The sequence below is a fragment of the Mesorhizobium sp. WSM4817 genome, assembly GCF_055811135.1.
On the sequence record NZ_JBVVQQ010000006.1, the window covers coordinates 163757 to 186666 of the forward strand.

18 protein-coding genes are annotated in these 22910 nt (G+C 64.6%); 9 read left to right on the plus strand and 9 right to left on the minus strand.

Annotated features, from left to right (window positions below; genetic code table 11):
- The first annotated feature begins 186 nt into the window (after positions 1–186).
- The 8 genes from ahcY (at position 187) to AC0L2K_RS11310 (ending at position 14167) form a co-directional block, all read left to right on the plus strand.
- Positions 187–1587 carry an adenosylhomocysteinase gene (gene ahcY / locus AC0L2K_RS11275; protein WP_128168861.1) on the plus strand — a complete coding sequence of 467 codons (1401 nt, stop codon included), beginning with the start codon at positions 187–189 and terminating at the stop codon, positions 1585–1587.
- A gap of 187 nt (positions 1588–1774) precedes the next feature.
- Positions 1775–4354, plus strand: coding sequence for a sensor histidine kinase (locus tag AC0L2K_RS11280; protein WP_473531377.1), 2580 nt, complete (start codon positions 1775–1777; stop codon positions 4352–4354).
- 8 nt (positions 4355–4362) lie between these two features.
- The gene (gene tsaE, locus AC0L2K_RS11285; RefSeq protein ID WP_128168862.1) at positions 4363–5874 is read left to right on the plus strand and encodes a tRNA (adenosine(37)-N6)-threonylcarbamoyltransferase complex ATPase subunit type 1 TsaE; all 1512 of its coding nucleotides are present in this window, start codon (positions 4363–4365) and stop codon (positions 5872–5874) included.
- Positions 5871–6641 (plus strand): nucleotidyltransferase family protein, encoded by a 771-nt coding sequence (locus tag AC0L2K_RS11290; RefSeq protein WP_023796900.1) that lies wholly within the window; start codon positions 5871–5873, stop codon positions 6639–6641. Before tsaE ends, AC0L2K_RS11290 begins: the two co-directional genes overlap by 4 nt.
- On the plus strand, positions 6638–9766 hold the full coding sequence (addB, locus tag AC0L2K_RS11295; protein ID WP_287226613.1) for a double-strand break repair protein AddB: 3129 nt from the start codon (positions 6638–6640) through the stop codon (positions 9764–9766). The genes AC0L2K_RS11290 and addB overlap by 4 nt, the downstream gene beginning before the upstream one ends.
- Positions 9763–13272 (plus strand): double-strand break repair helicase AddA, encoded by a 3510-nt coding sequence (gene addA / locus AC0L2K_RS11300; protein ID WP_473531378.1) that lies wholly within the window; start codon positions 9763–9765, stop codon positions 13270–13272. The genes addB and addA overlap by 4 nt, the downstream gene beginning before the upstream one ends.
- A 74-nt stretch (positions 13273–13346) precedes the next feature.
- On the plus strand, positions 13347–13670 hold the full coding sequence (gene trxA, locus AC0L2K_RS11305; protein WP_091592579.1) for a thioredoxin: 324 nt from the start codon (positions 13347–13349) through the stop codon (positions 13668–13670).
- Positions 13671–13885: 215 nt separating this feature from the next.
- Positions 13886–14167: a cupin domain-containing protein gene (locus AC0L2K_RS11310; RefSeq protein WP_023796896.1), complete on the plus strand. Its 282-nt coding sequence runs from the start codon at positions 13886–13888 to the stop codon at positions 14165–14167.
- A 38-nt stretch (positions 14168–14205) separates the two neighbouring features.
- Here the strand turns inward: AC0L2K_RS11310 and AC0L2K_RS11315 are convergent, their stop codons facing one another.
- The 6 genes from AC0L2K_RS11315 to AC0L2K_RS11340 form a co-directional block, all read right to left on the minus strand.
- Complete coding sequence (locus AC0L2K_RS11315; RefSeq protein WP_287258167.1) at positions 14206–14625, minus strand: VOC family protein; 420 nt, start codon at positions 14623–14625, stop codon at positions 14206–14208.
- A 62-nt stretch (positions 14626–14687) separates the two neighbouring features.
- Complete coding sequence (locus tag AC0L2K_RS11320; RefSeq protein ID WP_287328157.1) at positions 14688–16013, minus strand: bifunctional folylpolyglutamate synthase/dihydrofolate synthase; 1326 nt, start codon at positions 16011–16013, stop codon at positions 14688–14690.
- Positions 16014–16138: 125 nt separating this feature from the next.
- Positions 16139–17065 carry an acetyl-CoA carboxylase, carboxyltransferase subunit beta gene (gene accD / locus AC0L2K_RS11325; protein ID WP_023796893.1) on the minus strand — a complete coding sequence of 309 codons (927 nt, stop codon included), beginning with the start codon at positions 17063–17065 and terminating at the stop codon, positions 16139–16141.
- A 95-nt stretch (positions 17066–17160) separates the two neighbouring features.
- Entirely contained in the window at positions 17161–18000 is an 840-nt protein-coding gene (gene trpA / locus AC0L2K_RS11330; RefSeq protein ID WP_023796892.1) for a tryptophan synthase subunit alpha, read from the minus strand.
- Between the two features lie 2 nt (positions 18001–18002).
- A complete protein-coding gene (trpB, locus tag AC0L2K_RS11335) occupies positions 18003–19253 on the minus strand; it encodes a tryptophan synthase subunit beta (protein WP_128168868.1) in 1251 nt (416 codons plus the stop codon).
- 33 nt (positions 19254–19286) lie between these two features.
- Positions 19287–19946, minus strand: a complete 660-nt coding sequence (locus AC0L2K_RS11340; RefSeq protein ID WP_128168877.1) for a phosphoribosylanthranilate isomerase — start codon at positions 19944–19946, stop codon at positions 19287–19289.
- Positions 19947–20086: 140 nt separating this feature from the next.
- Between AC0L2K_RS11340 and AC0L2K_RS11345 the strand changes: the two genes are divergently transcribed.
- Entirely contained in the window at positions 20087–20305 is a 219-nt protein-coding gene (locus tag AC0L2K_RS11345; RefSeq protein ID WP_023796889.1) for a hypothetical protein, read from the plus strand.
- A 9-nt stretch (positions 20306–20314) separates the two neighbouring features.
- Here the strand turns inward: AC0L2K_RS11345 and AC0L2K_RS11350 are convergent, their stop codons facing one another.
- The 3 genes from AC0L2K_RS11350 to AC0L2K_RS11360 all read right to left on the minus strand — a co-directional run bounded on the left by AC0L2K_RS11350 (position 20315) and on the right by AC0L2K_RS11360 (position 22908).
- Positions 20315–21073 carry a M48 family metallopeptidase gene (locus AC0L2K_RS11350; protein ID WP_027152023.1) on the minus strand — a complete coding sequence of 253 codons (759 nt, stop codon included), beginning with the start codon at positions 21071–21073 and terminating at the stop codon, positions 20315–20317.
- A 104-nt stretch (positions 21074–21177) separates the two neighbouring features.
- Complete coding sequence (locus AC0L2K_RS11355) at positions 21178–21648, minus strand: DUF2852 domain-containing protein (RefSeq protein ID WP_023796888.1); 471 nt, start codon at positions 21646–21648, stop codon at positions 21178–21180.
- A 117-nt stretch (positions 21649–21765) separates the two neighbouring features.
- A complete protein-coding gene (locus tag AC0L2K_RS11360; RefSeq protein ID WP_023796887.1) occupies positions 21766–22908 on the minus strand; it encodes a benzoate/H(+) symporter BenE family transporter in 1143 nt (380 codons plus the stop codon).
- Between the last annotated feature and the right edge of the window lie 2 nt (positions 22909–22910).

A 22910-nucleotide genomic window follows, 5' to 3' on the forward strand; every position in this document is an offset into this window, starting at 1 on the left:
GGAGCGCGTCGCGGCTGAACCCGATCTCGCGCCGGTGCGCCTGCGAAGACATGCACGGATAAAGATTTCTTTATATCCCATTGTCGTCCGACCGACGATCTGCTAGTCAGGCCGGCAACTCGCGCCCTTCGACACGCCTTCCGGCGCGGGCGCATCCCGAAGACAATTCTTGATCGGAGCACTGCCATGACGGGTAGCAATGACTATGTGGTCGCCGACATCTCGCTTGCCGGCTGGGGCCGCAAGGAGATCGAGATCGCCGAAACCGAAATGCCGGGCCTGATGGCCTGCCGCGAAGAATTCGGCAAGGCGCAGCCGCTCAAGGGCGCGCGCATCACCGGCTCGCTGCACATGACCATCCAGACGGCGGTGCTGATCGAAACGCTGAAGGCGCTCGGCGCCGAGATCCGCTGGGCCTCCTGCAACATCTTCTCGACCCAGGACCATGCGGCCGCGGCCATCGCCGAGGCCGGCATTCCGGTCTTCGCCGTCAAGGGCGAGTCGCTCGAGGACTACTGGGTCTACACCGACAAGATATTCCAGTGGGCCGATGGCGGCACCTCCAATATGATCCTCGACGATGGCGGCGACGCCACCATGTACATCCTGATCGGCGCGCGCGCCGAAGCCGGCGAGGATGTGCTCTCCAATCCGGGCAGCGAGGAGGAAGAAATCCTGTTTGCCCAGATCAAGAAGCGTATGGCGGCATCGCCCGGCTTCTTCGCCAAGCAGAAGGAGGCGATCCGCGGCGTCACCGAAGAGACGACGACCGGCGTCAACCGGCTCTATCAGTTGCAGAAGAAGGGCCTGCTGCCGTTCCCGGCGATCAACGTCAACGACAGCGTGACCAAGTCGAAATTCGACAATAAATATGGCTGCAAGGAATCGCTGGTCGACGGCATTCGCCGCGGCACCGACACGATGATGGCCGGCAAGGTTGCGGTCGTCTGCGGCTATGGCGACGTCGGCAAGGGCTCTTCGGCGTCGCTCAAGGGCGCCGGCGCCCGCGTCAAGGTCACCGAGGTCGATCCGATCTGCGCATTGCAGGCGGCAATGGACGGCTTCGAAGTCGTCACCCTCGAAGATGCCGCCCCGACCGCCGACATCATCATCACCACCACCGGCAACAAGGATGTCGTCACCATCGACCATATGCGGGCGATGAAGGACATGGTGATCGTCGGCAATATCGGCCACTTCGACAACGAGATCCAGGTGGCGTCGCTGCGCAATCTGAAGTGGACCAACATCAAGCCGCAGGTCGACATGATCACCTTCCCGGACGGCAAGCGGATGATCCTTTTGTCGGAAGGCCGCCTGCTCAATCTCGGCAACGCCACCGGCCACCCGAGCTTCGTTATGTCGGCGTCCTTCACAAACCAGGTGCTGGCCCAGATCGAGCTGTACAGCAAGCCCGGCCAGTATCAGAACCAGGTCTATGTCCTGCCGAAGCATCTCGATGAAAAGGTCGCGCGCCTGCATCTCGACAAGCTCGGCGCCCGGCTTACCGAACTGTCCGGCGAACAGGCCGCCTATATCGGCGTGACCCCGCAGGGACCGTTCAAGCCGGAACACTACCGCTATTAACCACAGCGGAAATTACCACTAGATATTGAGGCCGGGCGATTGACTTTCGCCCGGCTTTATTTTTGCGCTGATTGATTCTTCACGCCGATTCGCGCAAGCGCTATGGTGCTGATTCGCGGGCCCGGGGACGAGGGCCGAGGCCCGCATCAGGGCGGTCTTGCATTCAGGCGGCGAAGAGGACCAGGACATGCCGGGGGATTACCCGCCTTGCGCGGGACAGGCCGTTTCCGGCGGCCACAACGATATGGCGACCACGGGTTCCGCTGCCAGAGGCGGAAGCCTCTTATGGCGCGCTGGCGCCCGCGTCGGAAAATTGCTTGCTTCTTCCGCGCTCGCCGGCCCGCTGCTTGGCCTTTCGGCACACGCTGGACCGGCTGCTGCATCCCACGCGGCTGCGCCCAAAGCCGGGCTGTCGGTCAGCACGGTCGAGGTCATGCAACTCGCCATGTTTGTCGGCGTCATGGGCGCGGCACTTGTCTCGGCCATTTTCCTGATCCGCGAACGGGCGCGCACCTCGGCCCAGAATGGCGAACTCAGAGCCCGCCTGGCCGACGTCAACGCTGCGCTGCAGCGCTCCGAGGCGCTGCTCAACCTGCGCGGCCAGCGTGTCGTCGTGTGGGCATCGGAAAACAAAAAGCCCGAGCTCGTCGGGACATTGCCGGTTGAAAGCGGGGCTCCGGAAGACCGTGCCGCCTTCCTCGCCTTTGGCCGTTGGCTGATGCCGCGCTCGGCGGCGGCGCTCGAGAATGCCGTGGCGGGACTGCGGGAAAAGGCGAAGCCGTTCGATCTCGTCATCGAATCGCAGGCGGGGGCGCCGCTCGAAGTGCACGGCCGCAAGAGCGCAGCACACGTGCTCGTCCGCTTCGTCTCGCTTTCTGAAACGCAGCGAAGCGAGGCCAGGCTAAGAATTGAGAACCAGCGCCTTGCCGCCGACTATGACACCATGCTCGGTCTTTTCAACGCACTCAGCATGCCAGCCTGGCTGCGCTCGGCGGACGGGCGGCTGAAATGGGTCAACCGCGCCTATGCCAGGGCGGTCGAGGCGGAAAACGCCGAAGCTGCGGTTCGCGACGCGAAGGAGTTCCTGGGCGGCCAGGCGCGCGATGCAATCGCTGCGCAGCACAAGTCGCATCCCGTCTTCGAGCAGGCGCTTTCCACCGTGATCGAAGGCGACCGCCGCATGTTCGCCGTGACCGACTTCGCCGGCGCGGACGGCTCGGCGGGTCTCGCCTACGACACCAGCGCCATCGAAACGATCCGTAGCGAATATGAGCGGACCGTGCGCAGCCATGCCGACACGCTCGACCAGCTCAACACCGCCGTGGCGATTTTCGATACCGACGAAAAACTGCGGTTTTTCAACCAGGCGTTTCAGAAACTATGGGGTCTCGACAGCGGCTTCCTGCACAGCGCTCCGGACAACGCCTTGTTGCTCGACCGGCTGCGCAGCGAAGGCAAGATCGCCGAGCAGCCCGAATGGCGGCGCTGGAAGGAAAGCCTGCTTGGCGCCTATCGCGCGGTCGAGTCGCAGGAACATTGGTGGCATTTGCCGGACGGCAAGACCATCCGCGTCGTCGCCAATCCGCAGCCCAAAGGTGGCGTCACCTGGGTGTTCGAGAACCTGACCGAGAAGATGGACCTTGAAAGCCGCTACCAGACCGCGGTGCGGGTCCAGGGCGAAACGCTCGACAATCTTGCCGAAGGCGTAGCCGTGTTCGGCCCCGACGGCAGGCTCAGATTGTCGAACCCGGCATTCGCAGCACTTTGGGGGCTCGACGCCGACGCCGCCAAGCCCAACGTTCACGTCTCCACGATCCGTGATCTGTGCGACCGGCGGGCCGCCGACAGCCCCTGGCGCGGGTTCGTTGCCGCCGTCACCGGTTTCGACGACGAGCGCCGCGACCGCCACGGCCAGACTGAGCTGAACAACGGCACCGTGCTGCGCTACGCGATGATCCCGCTGCCCAACGGTCAGGTGATGATGACCTTCGTCGACGTCACCGACAGCGTCAATGTCGAGCGGGCGCTGAAGGACAAGAATGAGGCACTGGAAAAATCCGACCAGCTCAAGAACGAGTTTGTGCAGCATGTCTCCTACGAGCTGCGCTCGCCGCTGACCAACATCATCGGCTTCACCGAGCTGCTTTCGCTGCCCTCGACCGGGCCATTGAACCAGAAGCAGAGCGAATATGTCGAGCATGTCAGCTCGTCTTCCTCGGTCCTGCTCACCATCGTCAACGACATCCTCGACCTGGCGACCGTGGATGCCGGCATCATGGAACTCGATATCTCCGAAGTTCACGTCGACCGGACCATCGCTGCCGCTGCCGAGCTTGTTGCCGACCGGCTGGAGGAGCATGCGATCAGGCTCAAGATCGATGCGGCCACTGCGCCAAAGACGTTCCACGGCGACGAAATCCGCATCCGCCAGATCCTCTACAACCTGCTGAGCAATGCCGCGAACTACGCACCGGAGGCGAGCACCATCACGCTCGCCTGCCGCTCGCTTGCCGAAGGCGTGGAATTCTCCGTTCACGACGATGGTCCCGGCATGCCGCCGGACCTGCTCGATTCCGTGTTCCGCCGTTTCGAACCGCGCACCAATGGCGGCCGCCGGCGCGGCCCCGGCCTCGGCCTGTCGATCGTCAAGAGCTTTGTCGAGCTGCATGGCGGCAGTGTCCGCATCGAAACCGGCAAGGACATGGGCACCACCGTCATTTGTGCCGTTCCCGACACGCCGTCCGGCATCCGCGCGGCGGCCGAGTAGCGCGTTCGATGGCAGGCATGGTGCTGGAGCGTTTTCTCGCCGACGAGGCTGCGACCGCAAGGCTGGGCGAGGATCTGGCCATGTCGCTGCGCCCCGGCGACGTGCTGGCTCTCAGAGGCGATCTCGGCGCCGGCAAGTCGAGTTTGGCGCGGGCGCTGATCAGGGCAATGACCGACGATGCCGGTCTCGACGTGCCGAGCCCGACCTTCACGCTCGTCCAGAGCTATGAGGCGCGTGTCCCCGTCCATCATTTCGACCTCTATCGCCTGTCCGCGGCGTCCGAACTGGACGAACTGGGTTTCGACGAGGCGCTGGCGCAAGGCGCTGCCCTGGTCGAATGGCCGGAGCGGGCAGAGGCCTATTTGCCAAAGACTTCGGTGCTGATCGAACTCGTCCATCAGGACGACGGACGCCTGGCGAGATTGTCGGGACAAGGCGTTGCCTTCGAGCGCGCGGCGCGCTCGCTGGCCATGCGCAATTTTCTTGAAAGAGCCGGCTGGGGTGAAGCGCAGAGACGCTATTTTATCGGCGACGCCTCGGCCCGCTCCTATGAGGTCGTCTCGCTGGCCGGCCTGCCGCCGCGCGTGTTGATGAACTCGCCGCGGCTGGTGCTCGGGCCGCCGGTCCGCGACGGCAAGCCCTATGCGGTGATCGCCCACACCGCACAATCCGTCGCGGCCTTCGTCGCCATCGATCGGGCATTGCGGGCCGGCGGCGTCTGCGCCCCGGAAATCCACGCGCAGGACCTGGACCAGGGCTTTCTTCTCATGGAGCATCTCGGCTCGGAGGGATTTCTCGGCCAGCACGGTCAGCCGCTGGCGGAGCGCTACGCGGCGGCGGCCGAACTGCTTGCGATGATGCACGGCAAGACGTGGCCCGATCGCATCGAGGCCGCGCCCGGCGTCTTTCACGACGTGCCGCCTTTCGACCGCGACGCCATGATGATCGAAGCCGAATTGCTGCTCGACTGGTATGTGCCGGCGATCACAGGCGGCCCGGCAAGCGATGCCTTGCGCGCCGGCTATACCAAGCAATGGAACGCGGCTCTCGACCGGCTGGAGGGGCGCGAATACACGCTCATGCTGCGCGACTTTCATTCGCCCAACATCATCTGGCGCGGCAATCGTTCCGGTCACGATCGCCTTGGCATCGTCGATGTCCAGGACGCGCTGATCGGCCCCTCGGCCTATGATCTCGCCTCGCTCGCCATGGATGCCCGGGTTACAATCTCGCCTGAGATCGAGCGACGGACGCTCGATGCCTATATCGCTGCGCGCCATAAGGCTGGCGCTTTTAACGAAGACGAATTCGTCGAGGCCTATGCGATCATGGCGGCGCAGCGCAATTCGAAGATCCTCGGCATTTTCGTCCGGCTCGAAAAGCGCGACGGCAAGCCCTATTATCTGAAACACCTGCCGCGCATCCGCGATTATCTTCGGCGGGCGCTGGCGCATCCGGCACTGGCCGGCCTGCGGGATTTCTACACCGCCCACGGGCTGCTGGAGGAGCGGCCGCTGTGACGACACGCCCCAAAACCGCAATGGTGCTTGCCGCCGGGCTGGGAAAGCGCATGCGGCCAATCACCGACACAATGCCGAAACCGCTGGTCAGAATATCAGGCAAGACGTTGCTCGACTGGAGCCTGGACAGCCTGGCCCGTGCCGGCGTCGACAAGGCCATCGTCAACGTCCATTACTTTCCCGAGCAGATCGTCGCCCACGTCGCCGCGCGCCGCGCGCCGCGCGTCGTCATTTCCGACGAAAGCCAAAGACTGCTCGATTCCGCCGGCGGTATCGTCCATGCTTTGCCGGAACTGGGAGGGGCTCCCTTTTACATCGTCAACGCCGACACCTTCTGGATCGACAGCAGCGTGCCCAACCTTGCCCGCCTCGCCCTTGCATGGGACGCGGCGAAAATGGATATTCTGCTGATGCTCGCGGATTCCCAGTCAGCAACCGGACACAGCGGCGGCACCGATTTCCTGATGGCGCCTGACGGCGCCTTGCGGCGTTCGAAAGGCGACCCGACAGGCCTGATCTATGCCGGCGCGGCGATCGTCCATCCCAGGCTTTTCAAGGATGCGCCGGCCGGCCCACACTCGCTCAACGCCTATTTCGATGCGGCCATCGCAGCCGGCCGGCTGTACGGCATGGTGATGCACGGCCATTGGATCACCGTTGGCACGCCCGACGCCATTCCGCTTGCGGAAGCGGTCGTTGCCACCGCTCTTGCTGAGTCGCCCGGCACTCTTACCGAGTTGACCAGCGCTCTCACCGAGTTGAAATGAGCGGCTCCCGCCGCGTTTTCTCGATCCCGCCCGGAGCGCCGTTTCTGCCGACGCTGGCCGAGGCCCTGCTGTCAGGGCGCCTCGTTTCCGGTTTCCGCTTCGACGGCGACCCGCTGGCGCTGGCCGACGCCACCATCTACGTGCCGACGCGCCGCGCCGCGCGGGCGCTGCGCGGCGTCTTCGTCGACTGTCTGGGTGGCCGCTCGGCGATACTGCCGGTCATCCGCCCGCTCGGCGAGTTCGACGAGGACGAGGCCGCGTTCGAGGCCGACGCATCGGCCGCCATCGACCTCGCGCCGCCGATCGCCGCGATCGAGCGCCTGCTGCTGCTGGCGCCGCTGGTGCGCGCCTGGAAACGCCGCCTGCCGGCGCATGTCGCGGCACTTTTCGACGAGGAGATCGTTGTGCCGGCGTCGGCCGCCGATGCCATCTGGCTGGCGCGCGACCTGGCCCGGCTGATGGACGAGATCGAGACGGAAGGCACGGACTGGACCAGGCTCGCCGATCTGGTGACCGGCAACCTCGCCGGCTGGTGGCAAGTGACGCTCGACTTCCTGAGCATCGTCACCGAAAACTGGCCGAATCTCCTCGAAGAACGCAATCGCTCCAACCCGGCTGCGCATCGCAATGCGCTGATAAGGCTGGAAGCAGCGCGGCTGAAGCGCAATCCGCCGACCGGGCCGGTGATCGCCGCCGGCTCCACCGGGTCCATTCCCGCCACCGCTGAATTGCTTGCGGTGATCGCCGGCCTGCCCAGCGGCGCGGTCGTGCTGCCCGGCCTCGACCTGATGCTGGATGAGCCGTCATTCCAGGCAATTGCGGTGCCCGGCGCGCGGCCGGCCTTGCTTGGCCACCCGCAATACGGCCTGGCAAAACTGATCGGCAAGATTGGCGTGCTGCGCGGCGATGTCGAGGAGATCGCCGTTGCCGAAAGGCCGCTCGCGCTGCGCGCCGCACTTGTCGGCGAGGCGCTGCGGCCGGCGGAGACCACCGAACTGTGGGTCGAGACGCGCGCCCGCTTTACGGCCGGCGATATCACCGAGGCCTTCGCCGACGTGACGCTGCTCGAAGCCGCCGGCGAGCGCGACGAAGCGGTGGCGATCGCCGTCGCGCTGAAACGCGCCGTCGAACAGCCCGGCCAGCGCGCCGCGCTCGTCACCGGCGACCGCGCCCTGGCGCGGCGCGTCTCGGTCGAGCTGTTGCGCTTTGGTGTCGTTGCCGACGATTCGGGCGGCACACCGCTCATCAACACGCCAGCCGCCGGCCTGCTCAGACTGGCGCTTCAGGCGGCGTTCCGCCCCGGCGATCCCGTGGCCCTGCTGTCGCTGCTCAAGCACCCGCTGCTTGGCCTCGGTCTGGAACGCACAAGCGTCCGTCGCGCGGTGGAGATCGTCGAACTGGTGGCGCTGCGCGGCGGCACCGGCCGCCCCGACGCCGCCTCGCTGCCGGAGCTCTTCGAGGCCCGGCTCCTCGAATTCGACGATCGCGGCAATCGCCGCCCGCCCTTCTGGCGATCGCGGCTTTCGGTCAGGCGCATCGAAGAAGCCCGAGACCTGCTGATCCGGTTAACCGCCGCGCTTGCGCCGCTTGTTGCCTATCGCGACGAGGAGAATGCCGATCTTGCCACGCTTGTGCGGGCCAGCGTCGTCGCGCTCGAAAGTCTCGGCCGCGCCGCGGATGGCAATCTGAGCGAACTCTATGCCGGCGATGCCGGTGAAAAGCTCGCTGAGCTCTTGCGCGGGCTGGTCGCTGCCTCGGCGTCGTTCTCCTTCGGAGCCGACGAATGGCCCGATGTGATGGAGGCGCTGATCGCACCCGAGACGGTCAAGCCGGCACAAGGCACCGGCAGGAACATCGCCATCTGGGGTGCGCTGGAAGCCCGGTTGCAGAACGTCGACACGCTGGTCGTCGGCGGGCTCAACGAAGGCGTGTGGCCGCGCAAGCCGGAAAGCGACCGCTTCATGTCCCGGCTGATGAAGACCGGCATCGACCTCGAGCCGCCCGAGCGGCGCATCGGCCTGGCCGCCCATGATTTCCAGATGGCGATGGGGGCGAAGAAAGTGGTGCTGGCGCGCTCCGCCCGCTCCGGCGACGCACCGGCGGTGCCGTCGCGCTGGCTGCAGCGCCTCCTGACCTTCATAGGCAAGGACCATGCGGCGGTGCTTCGCCGGCGTGGTGATGAATTCCTGTCCTGGGCCCGTGCGCTCGATGCCGGCGAACGAAGAGACTTCGCGCCGCGGCCGCAGCCGAAGCCACCGCTGGATGTGCGGCCGCAACATTTCTCGGTCACCGAGATCGAAACGCTGCGCCGCGACCCTTACGCGATCTATGCCAGGAGGATCCTCCGCCTGATGCCGCTCGACCCGGTCATCCGCGACCCGGGTGCTGCCGAACGCGGCACGCTGTTTCACGCCATCCTGCATCTCTTTTCGCGGACCGTGGCCGATCCGCTTGTGCCGGAGGCGCTGGACGGTCTCATTGCCGCCGGCCGCGAATGCTTTGCCGAGGCGGCCCTTCCTCCCGATGTCGAGGCGGTGTGGTGGCCGCGCTTCGAAAAGCTCGCCGCCGGCATCATCGAATGGGAGCGCGGCCGCGCCTTCGCCGTGACAATGCGGCATGCCGAGGAGCACGCCGAGAAAACAGGCGTCGGCCAGTCCGGCGTGACGCTGTCCGGCTATGCCGATCGTGTCGATCTCCTGGCCGGCGGCATGGCCGACATCCTGGATTACAAGACCGGCTCTTCGCCGTCGAAGGCGCAGGCCCATACGCTGCTTTCGCCGCAACTTGCGCTCGAGGGCGCGCTGCTCAGGCGCGGCGCCTTCAAGGGGCTAGGCGCGCGCGAGCCGTCGCAGTTGGCCTTCATCAGGCTGAAGCCGAATGGCGAGGTGTTCGAGGAATCCATCCTCGAATACAACCGCAAGCCGCGAACCGCCGCAGACCTCGCCGAGGAAGCCTGGGCGCGGCTCGAAAAACTGCTGATCCACTATGCCAACCCGGCGACCGGATACCTGTCGCGGGCGTTGCCGTTCCGCGAGGGCGAGACCGACGGCGACTACGACCATCTCGCCCGCGTGCTCGAATGGTCTGCCGGCGGCGACGCCGACGACGAGGGAGGGGAGGCATGAAGAAGGCCTATCCCATCCCGACCGATACCGCCGTCAGCCAGGCAAGCGCCTCAGATCCGCAAAATTCCGCCTGGGTGTCGGCCAACGCCGGATCGGGCAAGACCCATGTGCTGGCCCAGCGTGTCATCCGTCTTCTGCTGCGTGGCACCGATCCGTCGAAGATCCTGTGCCTGACCTACACCCGCGCCGCCGCCGCCAACATGTCGAACAGGGTGTTTTCGACATTGTCGGAATGGACGGCGCTTGGCGACGCAGAACTGGCGACAAGGATAGAGGCGCTGGACGGTCGCCAGCCCAATCGCGAAGCCATGCGCCGCGCCCGCCGCCTGTTCGCCGAGGCGCTGGAGACGCCCGGCGGGCTGAAGATCCAGACCATCCACGCCTTCTGCGAATCGGTGCTGCACCAGTTCCCGCTGGAAGCCAACATACCGGCCCATTTCGAAATGCTCGATCCGCAGATGGAGGCGTCGCTCTTCGCCGCCGCCCGCCGCGACATGATCTCGGGCACGGCGGCCGGCGATGCGGAGCTGGCCGAGGCTTTCGCCACCATTCTGGAACGCGGCGGCGAACACGGGCTTGACGCCTTGCTGGCCGAGATCGTGCGCAAGCGCGAAGGTCTGCGCGCCTTCATCAGCGCGGCTGGCGGCGATGGTTTTCAGGCGCTGTTCGACGAGTTCAGGTTTCCCGCCGGCCAGACCGCCGATGGCCTGGCGGCGTCCGTCTGGCCGCTGCCGGGCTTCCTGCCGGACTATTTCATCACCTTCGCCCGTGCTGCAGAAGCCGCCGATGCCCGCACCGTACTCAACAACCTTCTGCCCTATGCGCGCCTTGCCTTCGCCGAGGATGATCCGGTTCGCCGGCTGCATCTGCTGGCAAAAGCCTTCCTGCGAGGCGATGGCGAGCCTTATGAGCCGGCAATGTTCAAGAAGGCGTTGCTCGACCGGCTGCCGGATCTTGCCGAGCGCTATCTGTCAGCGGTCGATGCCATTCTCGAAATCTCCGACCGATTGGCCTTGTTCAGGATGCTGGAGGGCACACGTGCGGCGCTGACCATCGCCGACTGGCTGATCGCCCGCTACGAGCACTTGAAGCGCGCCCGCGGCTTCCTCGATTTCAACGACCTCATCACCCGAACGGTCAATCTCCTGGCGCGGCCCGACGCCGGCCCCTGGGTGCAATACAAGCTCGACCAGGGCATCGACCATATCCTGCTCGACGAGGCGCAGGACACCAGTCCCGACCAGTGGGAGGTGGTGAAGCGACTGGCCGAGGAATTCTTTGCCGGGCTCGGCGCACGCGACAATGTTCACCGCACGGTGTTCGCTGTCGGCGACGAAAAACAGTCGATCTATTCCTTTCAAGGAGCGGCGCCCGACTCCTTCGCCGACTCAAGGCTGCTGTTTTCCGCAAAAGTGCGCGACGCCAAAGCCGCCTTCGCCGATCTCAAGCTGACCTGGTCGTTCCGCTCGACCGAAGACGTGCTTGCGGCGGTGGACCGTGTCTTTGCCGACCCGCTCGTGCGGCGCGGCATCAGCCACGATCCCGACCCGCTGACCCACAAGGCGATCCGCAGCGATGCGCCGGGCTATGTCGAGGTCTGGCCGTCGATCGGCGCCGACGTCGTCGACGAACCCGACGACTGGACGCAAGCCGTCGACCACGCCCATGCGCCGGCGGTGCGTATTGCCGAAAACGTGGCGGCAACCATTGCCGGCTGGATCGGCGCCGGCGAGATCATTGAAGGCCGCGGCAAGAAGCTTCGGCCCGGCGACGTGCTGGTGCTGGTGCGCAAGCGCGATCGTTTCGTCCATGCGCTGACGCGCGCACTGAAGCGCCGCGACATCCCGGTCGCCGGTGCCGACCGCCTCAGCCTGCCCGGTCATATCGCGGTCAAGGACCTGATCGCGCTCGGCCACTTTCTTGTCCAGCCTGAGGACGATCTGTCGCTTGCCGCCGTGCTGCGCAGCCCGATTTTCGGTGTTTCGGAAGAGACGCTTTTCGCGCTCGCCGGCGAGCGGCCGTCCGGCCTCTCGTTGATCGCTTCGCTCAGGCAGCAAGCCGGCGAAAGCGCCGCCTTGGCCGCAATCGCTGCCCAGCTCGACACATGGTCCGATGAAGCCGCATTCAGGCCGGTGTTCGAATTCTATGCCGGGGCTCTCGCCCGCGACGGCTTGCGCAAGAAAATGGTCGCGCGGCTCGGGCCGGAAGCCGGCGACATCCTCGACGAATTCCTGAGCTTCTGCCTGGCCGAGGAGCGGACCGGCCTGCCGGGGCTGGAATCCTTCCTGTCGACGCTGGAGAATGCCGGCCCCGAGATCAAGCGCGAAATGGACCAGACCCGCGACGAGGTTCGCGTCATGACCGTGCATGCCGCCAAGGGCCTCGAGGCGCCCGTCGTGTTCCTGGCCGATGGTGGCTCGGCGCCGTTCAGCGATCAGCATCTGCCGCGACTGATGCCGTTCGATGGCTCGGGCCAACACTGGGACGGCAAGGGCTATCTCTGGCGTTCGGCCGGCGATGTCGCCAATGGCTTTTCGCGGGCCGCTTCGGTCCGCGCGCGCGAGCTGGCCGACGACGAATACCGCCGGCTGCTCTATGTCGGCATGACCCGCGCCGAGGACCGGCTGATCGTCTGCGGCTATCACGGCAAGCGGGTGCCGAATGCCGGCACCTGGCACTCGATCGTCAGCCGCGCGCTGGTCGGCGCGCCCGAAAGCATCGAGCGGCAGCATCCCGCCACCGGCGAGACCGTGCATCGCTTTCACGTGACAAAATTGCCGCCGGTCGCACAGGCGGCCGCCGAAGCGGCGCGGCAGGCGCAACAGTTCGAGCCGTTGCCGAAGAACCTGTTCCAGCCCTTGCCGCCCTTCGAGGATCTGCCGCGGCCGCTGTCGCCGTCCGGCGCCTCGGCGCTGATCGATGAGGCCAGGCAAGCCGTAGTCGACACCGGCTCGCCGGTGCTGGACACCGAGGCAGAACCTGGCTTTGCGGTGATGCGGGGCCTGGCGCTGCACAAATTGCTGCAGATGCTGCCCGGCATCGCCGAGACCGAACGCCGCGATGCCGCGGAGCGCTACCTCAAGCGCGCTGGCGCGCAATGGCCTGAAACCGAGCGCGACAAGGCCTTGGCTTCAGTGGCGGCGATCCTTGCCGACAGCCGCTTCGATCAGCTGTTTGCGCCGAACTCACGCGCTGAGGTCGCGGTCATGGGCAGCCTGGAGGTCAAGGGCAAGCTGCGCTCGATCTCCGGCAAGATCGACCGGCTGGCGATCACATCAGGCAAGGTGTCGATAGTCGACTACAAGACCAACCGGCCGGCGCCTGCAGCGCTGGCGGACGTTCCACCGGCCTATGTCCTGCAGCTCGCGCTCTATCGCTCGCTGCTCCAGCCGCTTTATCCCGGGCATGAGGTCTCGGCGGCGCTGCTGTTCACTGAAGCGCCGCGATTGATCGAGCTGCCGCCGGCGGCGATGGACGACGCCCTTGCCCGACTCACGGGAGCGTGACACAACAGCTGCTTGAAGAAGGGCGCGATCACCACCACATTTGGTGCGACAATAACTCTCGAAAGGATTTTCGCATGGCCACCGTCAAGGTCGACAAGAGCAATTTCCAGACCGATGTGCTTGACGCCAAGGAACCGGTCGTCGTCGATTTCTGGGCGGAATGGTGCGGCCCGTGCAAGATGATCGCGCCGGCGCTGGAAGACATCGCCATCGAACTCGGCGGCAAGGTCAAGATCGCCAAGCTCAACATCGACGAGAATCCCGAGCTGGCCGCGCAGTTCGGCGTGCGCTCGATCCCGACGCTGATGATCTTCAAGGGCGGCGAAATGGCCGACATGAAGGTCGGCGCCGCGCCGAAGACGGCGCTGTCGCACTGGATCAACGGCAATCTCGCCTGATCCGGCGGAAATCCGGAGACAAGCCCGGCCCTCGCGCCGGGCTTTTTGCTGCGTCATCTAATGTACTGCGCGTCCCCCTGGACGCGCGAAGGACGCTGCTGCACTTGATCTGACCGAAGATCGGATCGGGATTTTCTGGGTCATGCGGCTGGTCCGCCGTGGCACTCGCCACTTGCCGGCCCATGTTCTTGTCTGACTTAAAGCAGGAGAACGACATGACCGGATCCGCCAAGGCCACCGTCTTCATCGACAATGAGCGCGTCATCGTCACCGAATACCGCTTCGCGCCGGGCGACAATACCGGCTGGCACCGCCATGGCCATGATTATGTCGTCGTGCCGCTGATGGACGGCAAGCTCAAGCTCCTGACCAAGGACGGCGAATCCTTCGCCGAAATGAAGAAGGGGGCGCCCTATTTCCGCAAGGAGGGCGTGGAGCATGACGTCATCAATGCCAATGAGGGCGAGTATGCCTTCATCGAGATTGAGCTGAAGTAGTCCCCACCGAGGCCGTCTCCGCCATAGGCGTGAGGCGATCACCAATCCGCGATGCGATCGCCTCCGACGAACTGCGCACTTTTCTCTGTGTATTCAAACAGTTCTATCTTCACGTTGTTAGGATCGCGAATCCAGGCCTGGTAGGTATCATCGCATGCGTGTTTCTTTGACGTGACTTCAACGCCTTTCGCTCTTACGTCGGCGATCGCGGCGTCAAGGTTTTCCACTTCAAGGCAGAAGTGGTTGATCTGGTTCAGGTCGCTATAGCTGGCCCCGTCTTTCTGGAACACCTCGACGTGGCTGCGGCTGCCGCAATTGAGGTAGAAACCGAAAATCTTGCCGTCGCGCAGGAAGTTGAACTGGGTGTCCATGCAGAGGACGTCCCGATAGAAGCTTCGCGTCACTTCGAGATCATCTGCGAAGATGCAAACGTGAGCGAGCTGCTTTACCTTGATCATGGCTGGCTCCTCGCGGTGATCTGACGAAGTCCGGCGTCATCGTGCCCTGGTGAACACGCGCCTCAAACCGGCGGCGTGCCGTTTTCGGCCAGCACCGCGCCGGCCAGATAGAGCGAGCCGCTGATCAGGATGCGCGGCGGCGGTCCGTCCCACGTGTCGCGTAGCAGCATCAGCGCATTGGCGACGGAGCTCACCGGTTCGGCCGACAGGCCGGCCTCGACGGCGCGGATCGCCAGTTCGTCATTCGGCACACTGGCCTCGCTGAGGCTCACCGGCACCGTGTAGACATGCCGCACCAGGCCCTTAAAGGCGCGGAAATAGCCGCTCTGGTCCTTGGTGTTGATCATGCCGCAAATCAAGAACAGCGGCCGCGGGTTTTTTTCCTCCTGCTCGGCCAATGCCTCGGCGACGACCACGCCGGCGCCGGGATTGTGGCCGCCGTCGAGCCAGATGTCGGCGCCCTTTGGCGCCAGTTCCGTCAGCGTGCCTTGCGGCAATTTCTGCATCCGCCCCGGCCAGGTGACATTGGCCATCGCCTTGTCGGCGACGCGATGGCTGATCTCGAAACCTGCCGACTTGACCGCCGCAATCGCCGCCGCCGCATTGGCGAACTGGTGGCGCCCTGGCAGGCGCGGTGGCGACAGGTCCATCAGCCCGTCTTCGTCCTGATAGACCATCCGGCCGTTTTCCTCGAAGGCGAGGAAATCCTGGCCATAGACGAAGGCGGGACAGTCGAGCCGCTCGGCGGTTTCGATAAGCACCTGAAGCGCCGTTTCGCTTTCCTGCGCGCCAATGACCACCGGGCAACCGCTCTTGATGATGCCGGCCTTTTCGGCTGCGATCAGTTCGACACGGTCGCCGAGAAAGGATTCGTGGTCGAGCGAGACCGGCATGATCACCGACACCGCCGGCTCGGTGATGACATTGGTGGCATCAAAGCGGCCGCCAAGGCCGACCTCGATGATGACGGCATCTGCCGGATGTTCGGAAAACAGCAGGAAGGTGACGGCGGTGAGGATCTCGAAGACGGTGATCTTCTGGCCTTCATTGGCCTTGGCGACGCGGGCGATGGCATCGGCGAAGACCTCGTCCTCGACCAGCCTGCCGCCGCCGTCGGCGGCCAGCCGGTAGCGCTCATGCCAGTTCACCAGATGTGGCGATGTGTGGACATGGACGCGGTGGCCGGCCGCTTCGAGCAGCGCCCGCGAAAACGCGGCGCAGGAGCCCTTGCCGTTGGTGCCGGCGATGTGGATGACCGGCGGCAGATGGTCCTGCGGATTGCCAAGCCGCTCCAGCAGCCGCGAAATACGGTCGAGCGAAAGATCAAAGCCCTTCGGATGAAGCGACATCAGGCTTTCGATTTCGCGGTCGGCGGCAAGCGTGCTCATGGGAGAATCCTAGCGCATGACCCCGAAAAATCGAAATCGATTTTCGGAAAGGAATCATGCGTGAATCAAGATGCTACAGCGCCACAGATGGCGCGCAATCGCGGTTCGCGACGACGGATGTCGCGTCAGGCTTGCGGGCGTGCTTCCGCCGGGACCGCCACCGGCGGCAGGATTTCCGGTTCCAGCGGCTTTTCTTCTTCCGGCAGCTTGAGCAGCATTTTCAGGAGCCGTGCGATCGTCTGGCGCATCTCCAGCCGCGACACCACCATGTCGACCATGCCGTGCTCCATCAGATACTCGGAGCGCTGGAAGCCGTCGGGCAGCTTTTCCCTGATCGTCTGCTCGATGACGCGCGGCCCGGCAAAGCCGATCAGCGCGCCGGGCTCGGCGATGTGCACGTCGCCCAGCATGGCGTAGGAGGCAGTGACGCCGCCGGTAGTCGGATTGGTCAGAACGACGATATAGGGAAGACCGGCTTCCTTCAGCCGATCGACGCCGATCGTGGTTCTCGGCAATTGCATGAGCGACAGGATGCCCTCCTGCATGCGGGCGCCGCCGGAGGCCGCGAACAGGATCAGCGGCCGCTTGCGTTGCACTGCGACCTCGAAGCCACGAACGATGGCGTCGCCGGCGGCCATGCCAAGCGAGCCGCCCATGAAGGCGAAGTCCTGCACGGTCACCACCACCGGCAGGCCTTCGACGGTGCCCAGCGCATTGATGATCGCGTCCTCCAGCCCGGTCTTGGCCTTGGCGTCCTTCAGCCGGTCGGTGTAGCGCTTCTCGTCGCGGAATTTCAGCGGATCCTGCACCACCTTGGGGTTTTCGAGCATCTCGTACTTGCCGTCGTCCATGAAGAATCTCAGCCGCTCCCTGGCCGAGATCTTCATGTGATGGCCGGAGGACGGGATGACGAACTGGTTCTGCTCCAGATCCTTGTGGAAGACCATCTCGCCGGTCTCCGGATCCTTGATCCAGAGGTTTTCAGGCATGTCGGTGCGCCGGCCGAGCATCGAATTGATCTTCGGTCGAACGTAGTTGGTGATCCAGTTCATCGCTTCGGCTCCTGTCCTGACGAAGAGTTAGACCATGATCCCGAAAAGTGGAAACCGGTTTTCGGTGGAGATCATGGTCAACCAGAAGATCAAGACTATTCGGCGGCAGCAAGGCGGGCCGCGCGCACGCCTTGCGAAAGCCCGCTGACCAGCGTGGCGACCGCCTCGGCCGGGTCGGCGGTCTTTTCGCCCTTCGGCCCCAGAACATTGGCGACCGCATTGACGATCGCAGTGCCGACGACGACGCCGTCGGCCGACGCTCCGATGATGCGCGCCTGCTCGGCGGTCTTGACGCCGAAGCCGACGCAGACCGGCAGGTCGGTATGGCCCTTGATGCGCCCGACCGCCGCCGCCACCTTGCCGGTGTCGGCAAGTGCTGAGCCGGTGATGCCGGTCATCGACACGTAATAGACGAAGCCGGAGGTGTTCTGCAGCACCTTGGGCAGGCGCTTGTCGTCGGTGGTCGGCGTCGCCAGCCGGATGAAATTGATGCCGGCCCTCAGCGCTGGAATGCAAAGCTCCTCATCCATTTCCGGCGGCAGGTCGACGACGATCAGCCCGTCTATGCCGCTGGCCAGCGCATCCCCGAGGAAGCGGTCGACGCCGTGGATGTAGATCGGATTGTAGTAGCCCATCAAAACGATCGGCGTTTCATTGTCGGTGGCACGAAATTCCGAAGCCATCTTCAGCGTCTTGACCAGCGTCTGCCCGCCTTTCAGCGCGCGCAGGCCGGCCGCCTGGATCGCCGGGCCGTCGGCCATCGGATCGGAAAACGGCATGCCGAGCTCGATGATGTCGCTGCCGGCGCCGGGCAGCGCCTTCATGATCGACAGGGAGGTGTCGTAGTCCGGGTCGCCGCCCATGAAATAGGTGACGAGTGCCGGGCGCCCTTCGGCCTTCAGTTTGGCCATACGGCGGTCGATGCGGGTGGTCATGATCAGATCTCCATGCCCAGCATATTGGCCACCGTATGCACGTCCTTGTCGCCGCGGCCGGACAGGTTGACGATGACGATCTGGTCCTTGTCCATGGCGGGCACGATCTTCACCGCATGCGCGATGGCATGGGCGGATTCGAGCGCCGGAATGATGCCTTCGACGCGTGTCGTCAACTGAAACGCCTCCAGCGCCTCGTCGTCGAGAACAGGCACATAGTCGACGCGGCCACTGTCGCGCAGCCAGGAATGCTCCGGCCCGACGCCGGGATAGTCGAGGCCGGCCGAAATCGAATGCCCGTCCATGATCTGCCCGTCGGCGTTCTGCAGGAGATAGGTGCGGTTGCCGTGCAGCACGCCGGGCGCGCCGGCGTTCATTGAGGCGCAATGCTCGATGCCGTCGAGGCCGCGGCCACCGGCCTCGATGCCGATGATCTTTACGCTGCGGTCGTCGAGGAACGGGTGAAAAAGGCCGATGGCGTTGGAGCCGCCGCCGACGGCGGCGATGATGGTGTCCGGCAGCCGGCCTTCCTGCTCGAGGATCTGGGCGCGCGCCTCGATGCCGATCACCGACTGGAAGTCGCGCACCAGCTCCGGATAGGGGTGCGGGCCGGCGGCGGTGCCGATCAGGTAGTAGGTGTCCTCGACATTGGTCACCCAATCCCGAAGAGCTTCGTTCATGGCGTCCTTCAACGTGCCGTGGCCGGCAGTCACCGGCCGCACCTCGGCGCCGAGCAGCTTCATGCGGAAGACGTTCGGGCTTTGCCGGGCGACGTCGGTGGCGCCCATATAGACGACGCACGGAAAGCCGAAACGCGCCGCCACGGTGGCCGACGCCACGCCGTGCTGGCCGGCGCCGGTCTCGGCGATGATGCGCTTCTTGCCCATGCGCTTGGCCAGCAGGATCTGGCCGAGGCAGTTGTTGATCTTGTGCGAGCCGGTGTGGTTCAGATCCTCGCGCTTGAAATAGACCTTTGCGCCGCCCCCAACGCCTTTCGCCGCGGAAGCCTCGCGAAGATGCCTGGTCAGACCTTCGGCGAAATAAAGCTTCGACGGCCGCCCGGCATAGTGGGTCGAAAGGTCAGTCAGTTCGGCCTTGAAATCCGCATCGTCCTTGACCTCGTTCCAGTGCCGTTCAAGGTCGAGGATCAGCGGCATCAACGTTTCGGCAACGAAACGACCGCCGAAGATGCCGAACATGCCCTGCTCATCGGGTCCGGTGCGGAAGGAATTGGGTATCGCCGGCTTGTTCATCGCCGATCTCCTAGCTTGTGGTTTGAAGCACGGTCAGGCGGCGCGGTTGGCGTGTGCTGCCCTGACGGCCCGGAAAAACTGTTCGATCAGCGCCGGATCCTTGACGCCCGGCGCGCTTTCCACGCCCGAGGAAATGTCTAGTCCGGGCGGGTTGGCAAGCCGAAAGGCATCGCCGATGTTGGCGGCGTTGAGCCCACCGGAAAGCATGTAATCGACGCCTGCGTCAAGGCCGGCCAGAACGCGCCAGTCGAAGGCAACGCCGTTGCCGCCCGGCAGTTGCGAACCCTTCGGCGGCTTGGCGTCGAACAGGAAACGGTCGGCAATGCCGACGAACGGTCTTGTCCGCTCCAGGTCGGCAGCCTCGCTGACCGGCAGCGCCTTCATCACCGGCAGGCCATAGCGGGCCTTGATCTCGGCCACCCGCTCCGGCGTTTCCGAGCCATGCAGCTGCAGCATGTTGGGCTGCATTTTTTCGACGATTTCATCCAGAAACGCATCGCCGGCGTCGACTGTCACGGCAACCGCCCTGGCCTTGCCGATTGCCGCTTCGCGCAAGCGGCCGGCTTCCGCCGGCTCGACATAGCGCGGGCTTTTGGCAAAGAAAATAAAGCCGACATGACTGGCGCCGCCGGCCAATGCCGCGGCCAATGCCTTGTCGGTCTTCAGTCCGCATATCTTGATGTCGAGCGCCATGACGCGGGGATTGGCACGAAACGGCAAAAGAGTCGAGAAAAAGCGCATGTTTGCCACCGGCGCGGAACGCGCTACCTTCCTAAGACAAGAGAGCGGAACGGGCTACTTACTAAAGATAATACCGACGGGAGCAAACAAGCATGGCAGACGATACCGTCGCCCAACTCAGGCAAAAAGTCGCGCAGGCTCGCGAGGTCATCGCCCATCTGATGGACAAGGCCGCCTTCAACGGCGCCGAGGCACACCGCGCGCTCGACTATTTCGGCAGCAACGCCTTCAAGAAGGACTTCCTGCCATGGCCGCGCCATACCGACGAGGGGCTGCGCCCAGAGGAGTTGAACGCGGCGAATGATGATTGACCGGGCGATCTATTCGAACATGATCGCTTGTAGCGCGCCGCCATTGCGCTTGAGCCAGTCCTTGCAGCGCTCGGTGTCGGGGCAGAGCTGCTCGCACAGCTTCCAGAATTTCGGGCCGTGGTTCATCTCCTTGAGATGCGCCACCTCATGCGCGACGAGATAGTTTATGACCGGTCGCGGCGCCATCATGATGCGCCAGGAGAACGACAGGTTGCCGTCCGACGTGCATGACCCCCAGCGGCTCGACGTGTCCTTGAAGCGGATTGCCTTGGCGCGCTTGCCGATCGTCCCAGTGTGCCTGACCACCAACCGCTCGATCTCGCGCTTGGCCTCGCGCTTGAGGAAATCGGCGATGCGGCGCGGCAGGTGCACGCGCTCGCCATGCACGATCATCAGCGGACCGCGTTCGTCGCACGACAGCGTGACGGTACCGCGTTTCGAGGGCTCATGAACGATGCGATGCGGCACGCCGCGCACCGGAATTTTGATACCGGGCCGCACCTGCGGCCGGTTGGGCACTTTGGCCAGCCGCTGCTCCAGCCAGTCCTGATGGCGGTCAAGGAATTTTTCCACCTCGCCTCGCCGCAGGCCCGGTGGCACGGTGATGCGTAGGCCCCGGCCACCGGAATCGATGCGCAGCGTCAATCGCCGCGCCCGGTCGCTCTCGACGATCTTGAGCGGCAGCGTGCGGCCGGCAACACAATGCTCCCGCTCCACGACGGGGGCGGGCCTGGGTTTGGTCAGGTTGCGGAAGAAGCCGAATGACATGGCCAGGACGATACGTGATTCGAGGAAAACGAATAGAACAAAAAAGAAACGGCGCCGCTGACGCGACGCCGTTTTTGATTATTATTTATGTCGAGGCAAGTGCCTTACTCGTCAAGCAGGCCTGGCGTGGATTTGCCACCGCCGGTTGTGGGCCCGCCGGTTGTGGGCGACGTCGACTTGTTGCGGTTCGCCATGAAGCGGTCGAACTCTTCCTGGTCCTTGGCGCGACGCAATTCCCTGGCGTATTCGTCGAACTCGCTCAGCATCTCGTCGAGCTTGCGGCGCTCTTCATTGAGCCGCTCGAGTTCTTTTTCGCGCCAGTCGTCGAAAGCGACGTTGCCGGTGCGGGCAGAGCCGTGGCCCCAGCGCGCCGCTTTGTCGGAACCGCGGCGGCAGCCGGCGAAGATGCCGTCGGTCGCGCGGTTGACGTCGCGCTTGAAGCCGTCAAGCCGGTCGCCCCAAATGATGTAGGCGAGCATGGCGAGGCCGAGCGGCCAGAACACCATAAAACCGATCACCATCAGAGCGATGGTCGCCGGCGTCCAGGCCGGACGGATCAATGCAGATGTGTTCATTTTCTCCCAATCCTTCAGTTGGAGACAGCCAATCCCGGCTGCGTGGAATCGAAATGGGATGAGAAAAACGGCGATTCAAGACAGTGTCGGCCAAAACCGGACAAGCGTTTGAAATGATTATCGCTTTTTGAGCGTTTCAAGGAAAAGGACGACCAGGCCCGCAATCAGGCCCCAGAACGCCGCACCGACGCCGAATAGCGTCAGCCCCGAGGCGGTGACGGCAAAGGTGACGGTAGCGGCCATGCGTTCGCCGTCTTCCTTCAAGGCGATCGACAGCGCGTTGGCGAGCGGCGCCATCAGCGCCAGTCCGGCGACAAGCACGATCAGGCTCTGCGGCAGCACGGCAAAGATCGCCACCAGCGAGGCGCCGAAAATGGCGAAGACGAGGTAGGCAAGCGCGTAGAAGGGACCGGTCTTCCAGCGCTCGCCCGGATCGGGATGCACGTCGGGGCCGGTGCAGATCGCCGCCGAGATCGCCGCCAGGTTGGTGGTCGAGGCCCCGAATGGCGCCGACAGCAACGAAAGCAGGCCGGTGACGCCGATCAGCGGGCCGGGTTCCGGGTGGTAGCCCGCCGCCCTCAGCACGGCGAGGCCGGACAGGTTCTGCGAGGCCATGGTGACGAGATAAAGCGGCAGCGCCAGGCCGATGATCGCTGTGACGGTGAACTGCGGCGCAATCAGCGTCAATGTCGAAAGTTCCGGGGTCGGCAGACCACCGACCCGGCCGGTGAGGAACGCGGCAGCGCCGCCGCCGATCAGCACCGCCAGCACCGAGAGCGCCGGATTGAACAGGCGGATGACAAAGAAGGCGGCGATCAGCGGCAGGATCAGCCACGGGTCGACGGGAATCGCCTTCACCGCATTGACGGCGAAGGTGACGACGATGCCGGCGAGCATCCCCGACGCGACCGAGGCCGGTATCCTGGCGATCAGCTTGGTCAAGGGCCTGAACAGGCCGGTGGCAATCAGCAAAATCCCGGTGACGATGAAGGCGCCGACGGCCTCGTTGATCGAAAAGCCACTCGATGCCGCGATCAGCGCCACCCCCGGCGTCGACCATGCGGCGATGACCGGCATCCTGGTGCGCCACGACAGCCACAGGCTCTCGATCGCCATCGCGAGGCAGATCGCCGTCACCCAGCTCGCGGTTTCGACTTGCGTCGCGCCGACTGCCTTGGCGGCGGCGATGACGATGGCCAACGTGCCGCCGAAGCCGACAATCGCTGCAACGAAGGCGGATACCGGAATGGAAATGCGCATGT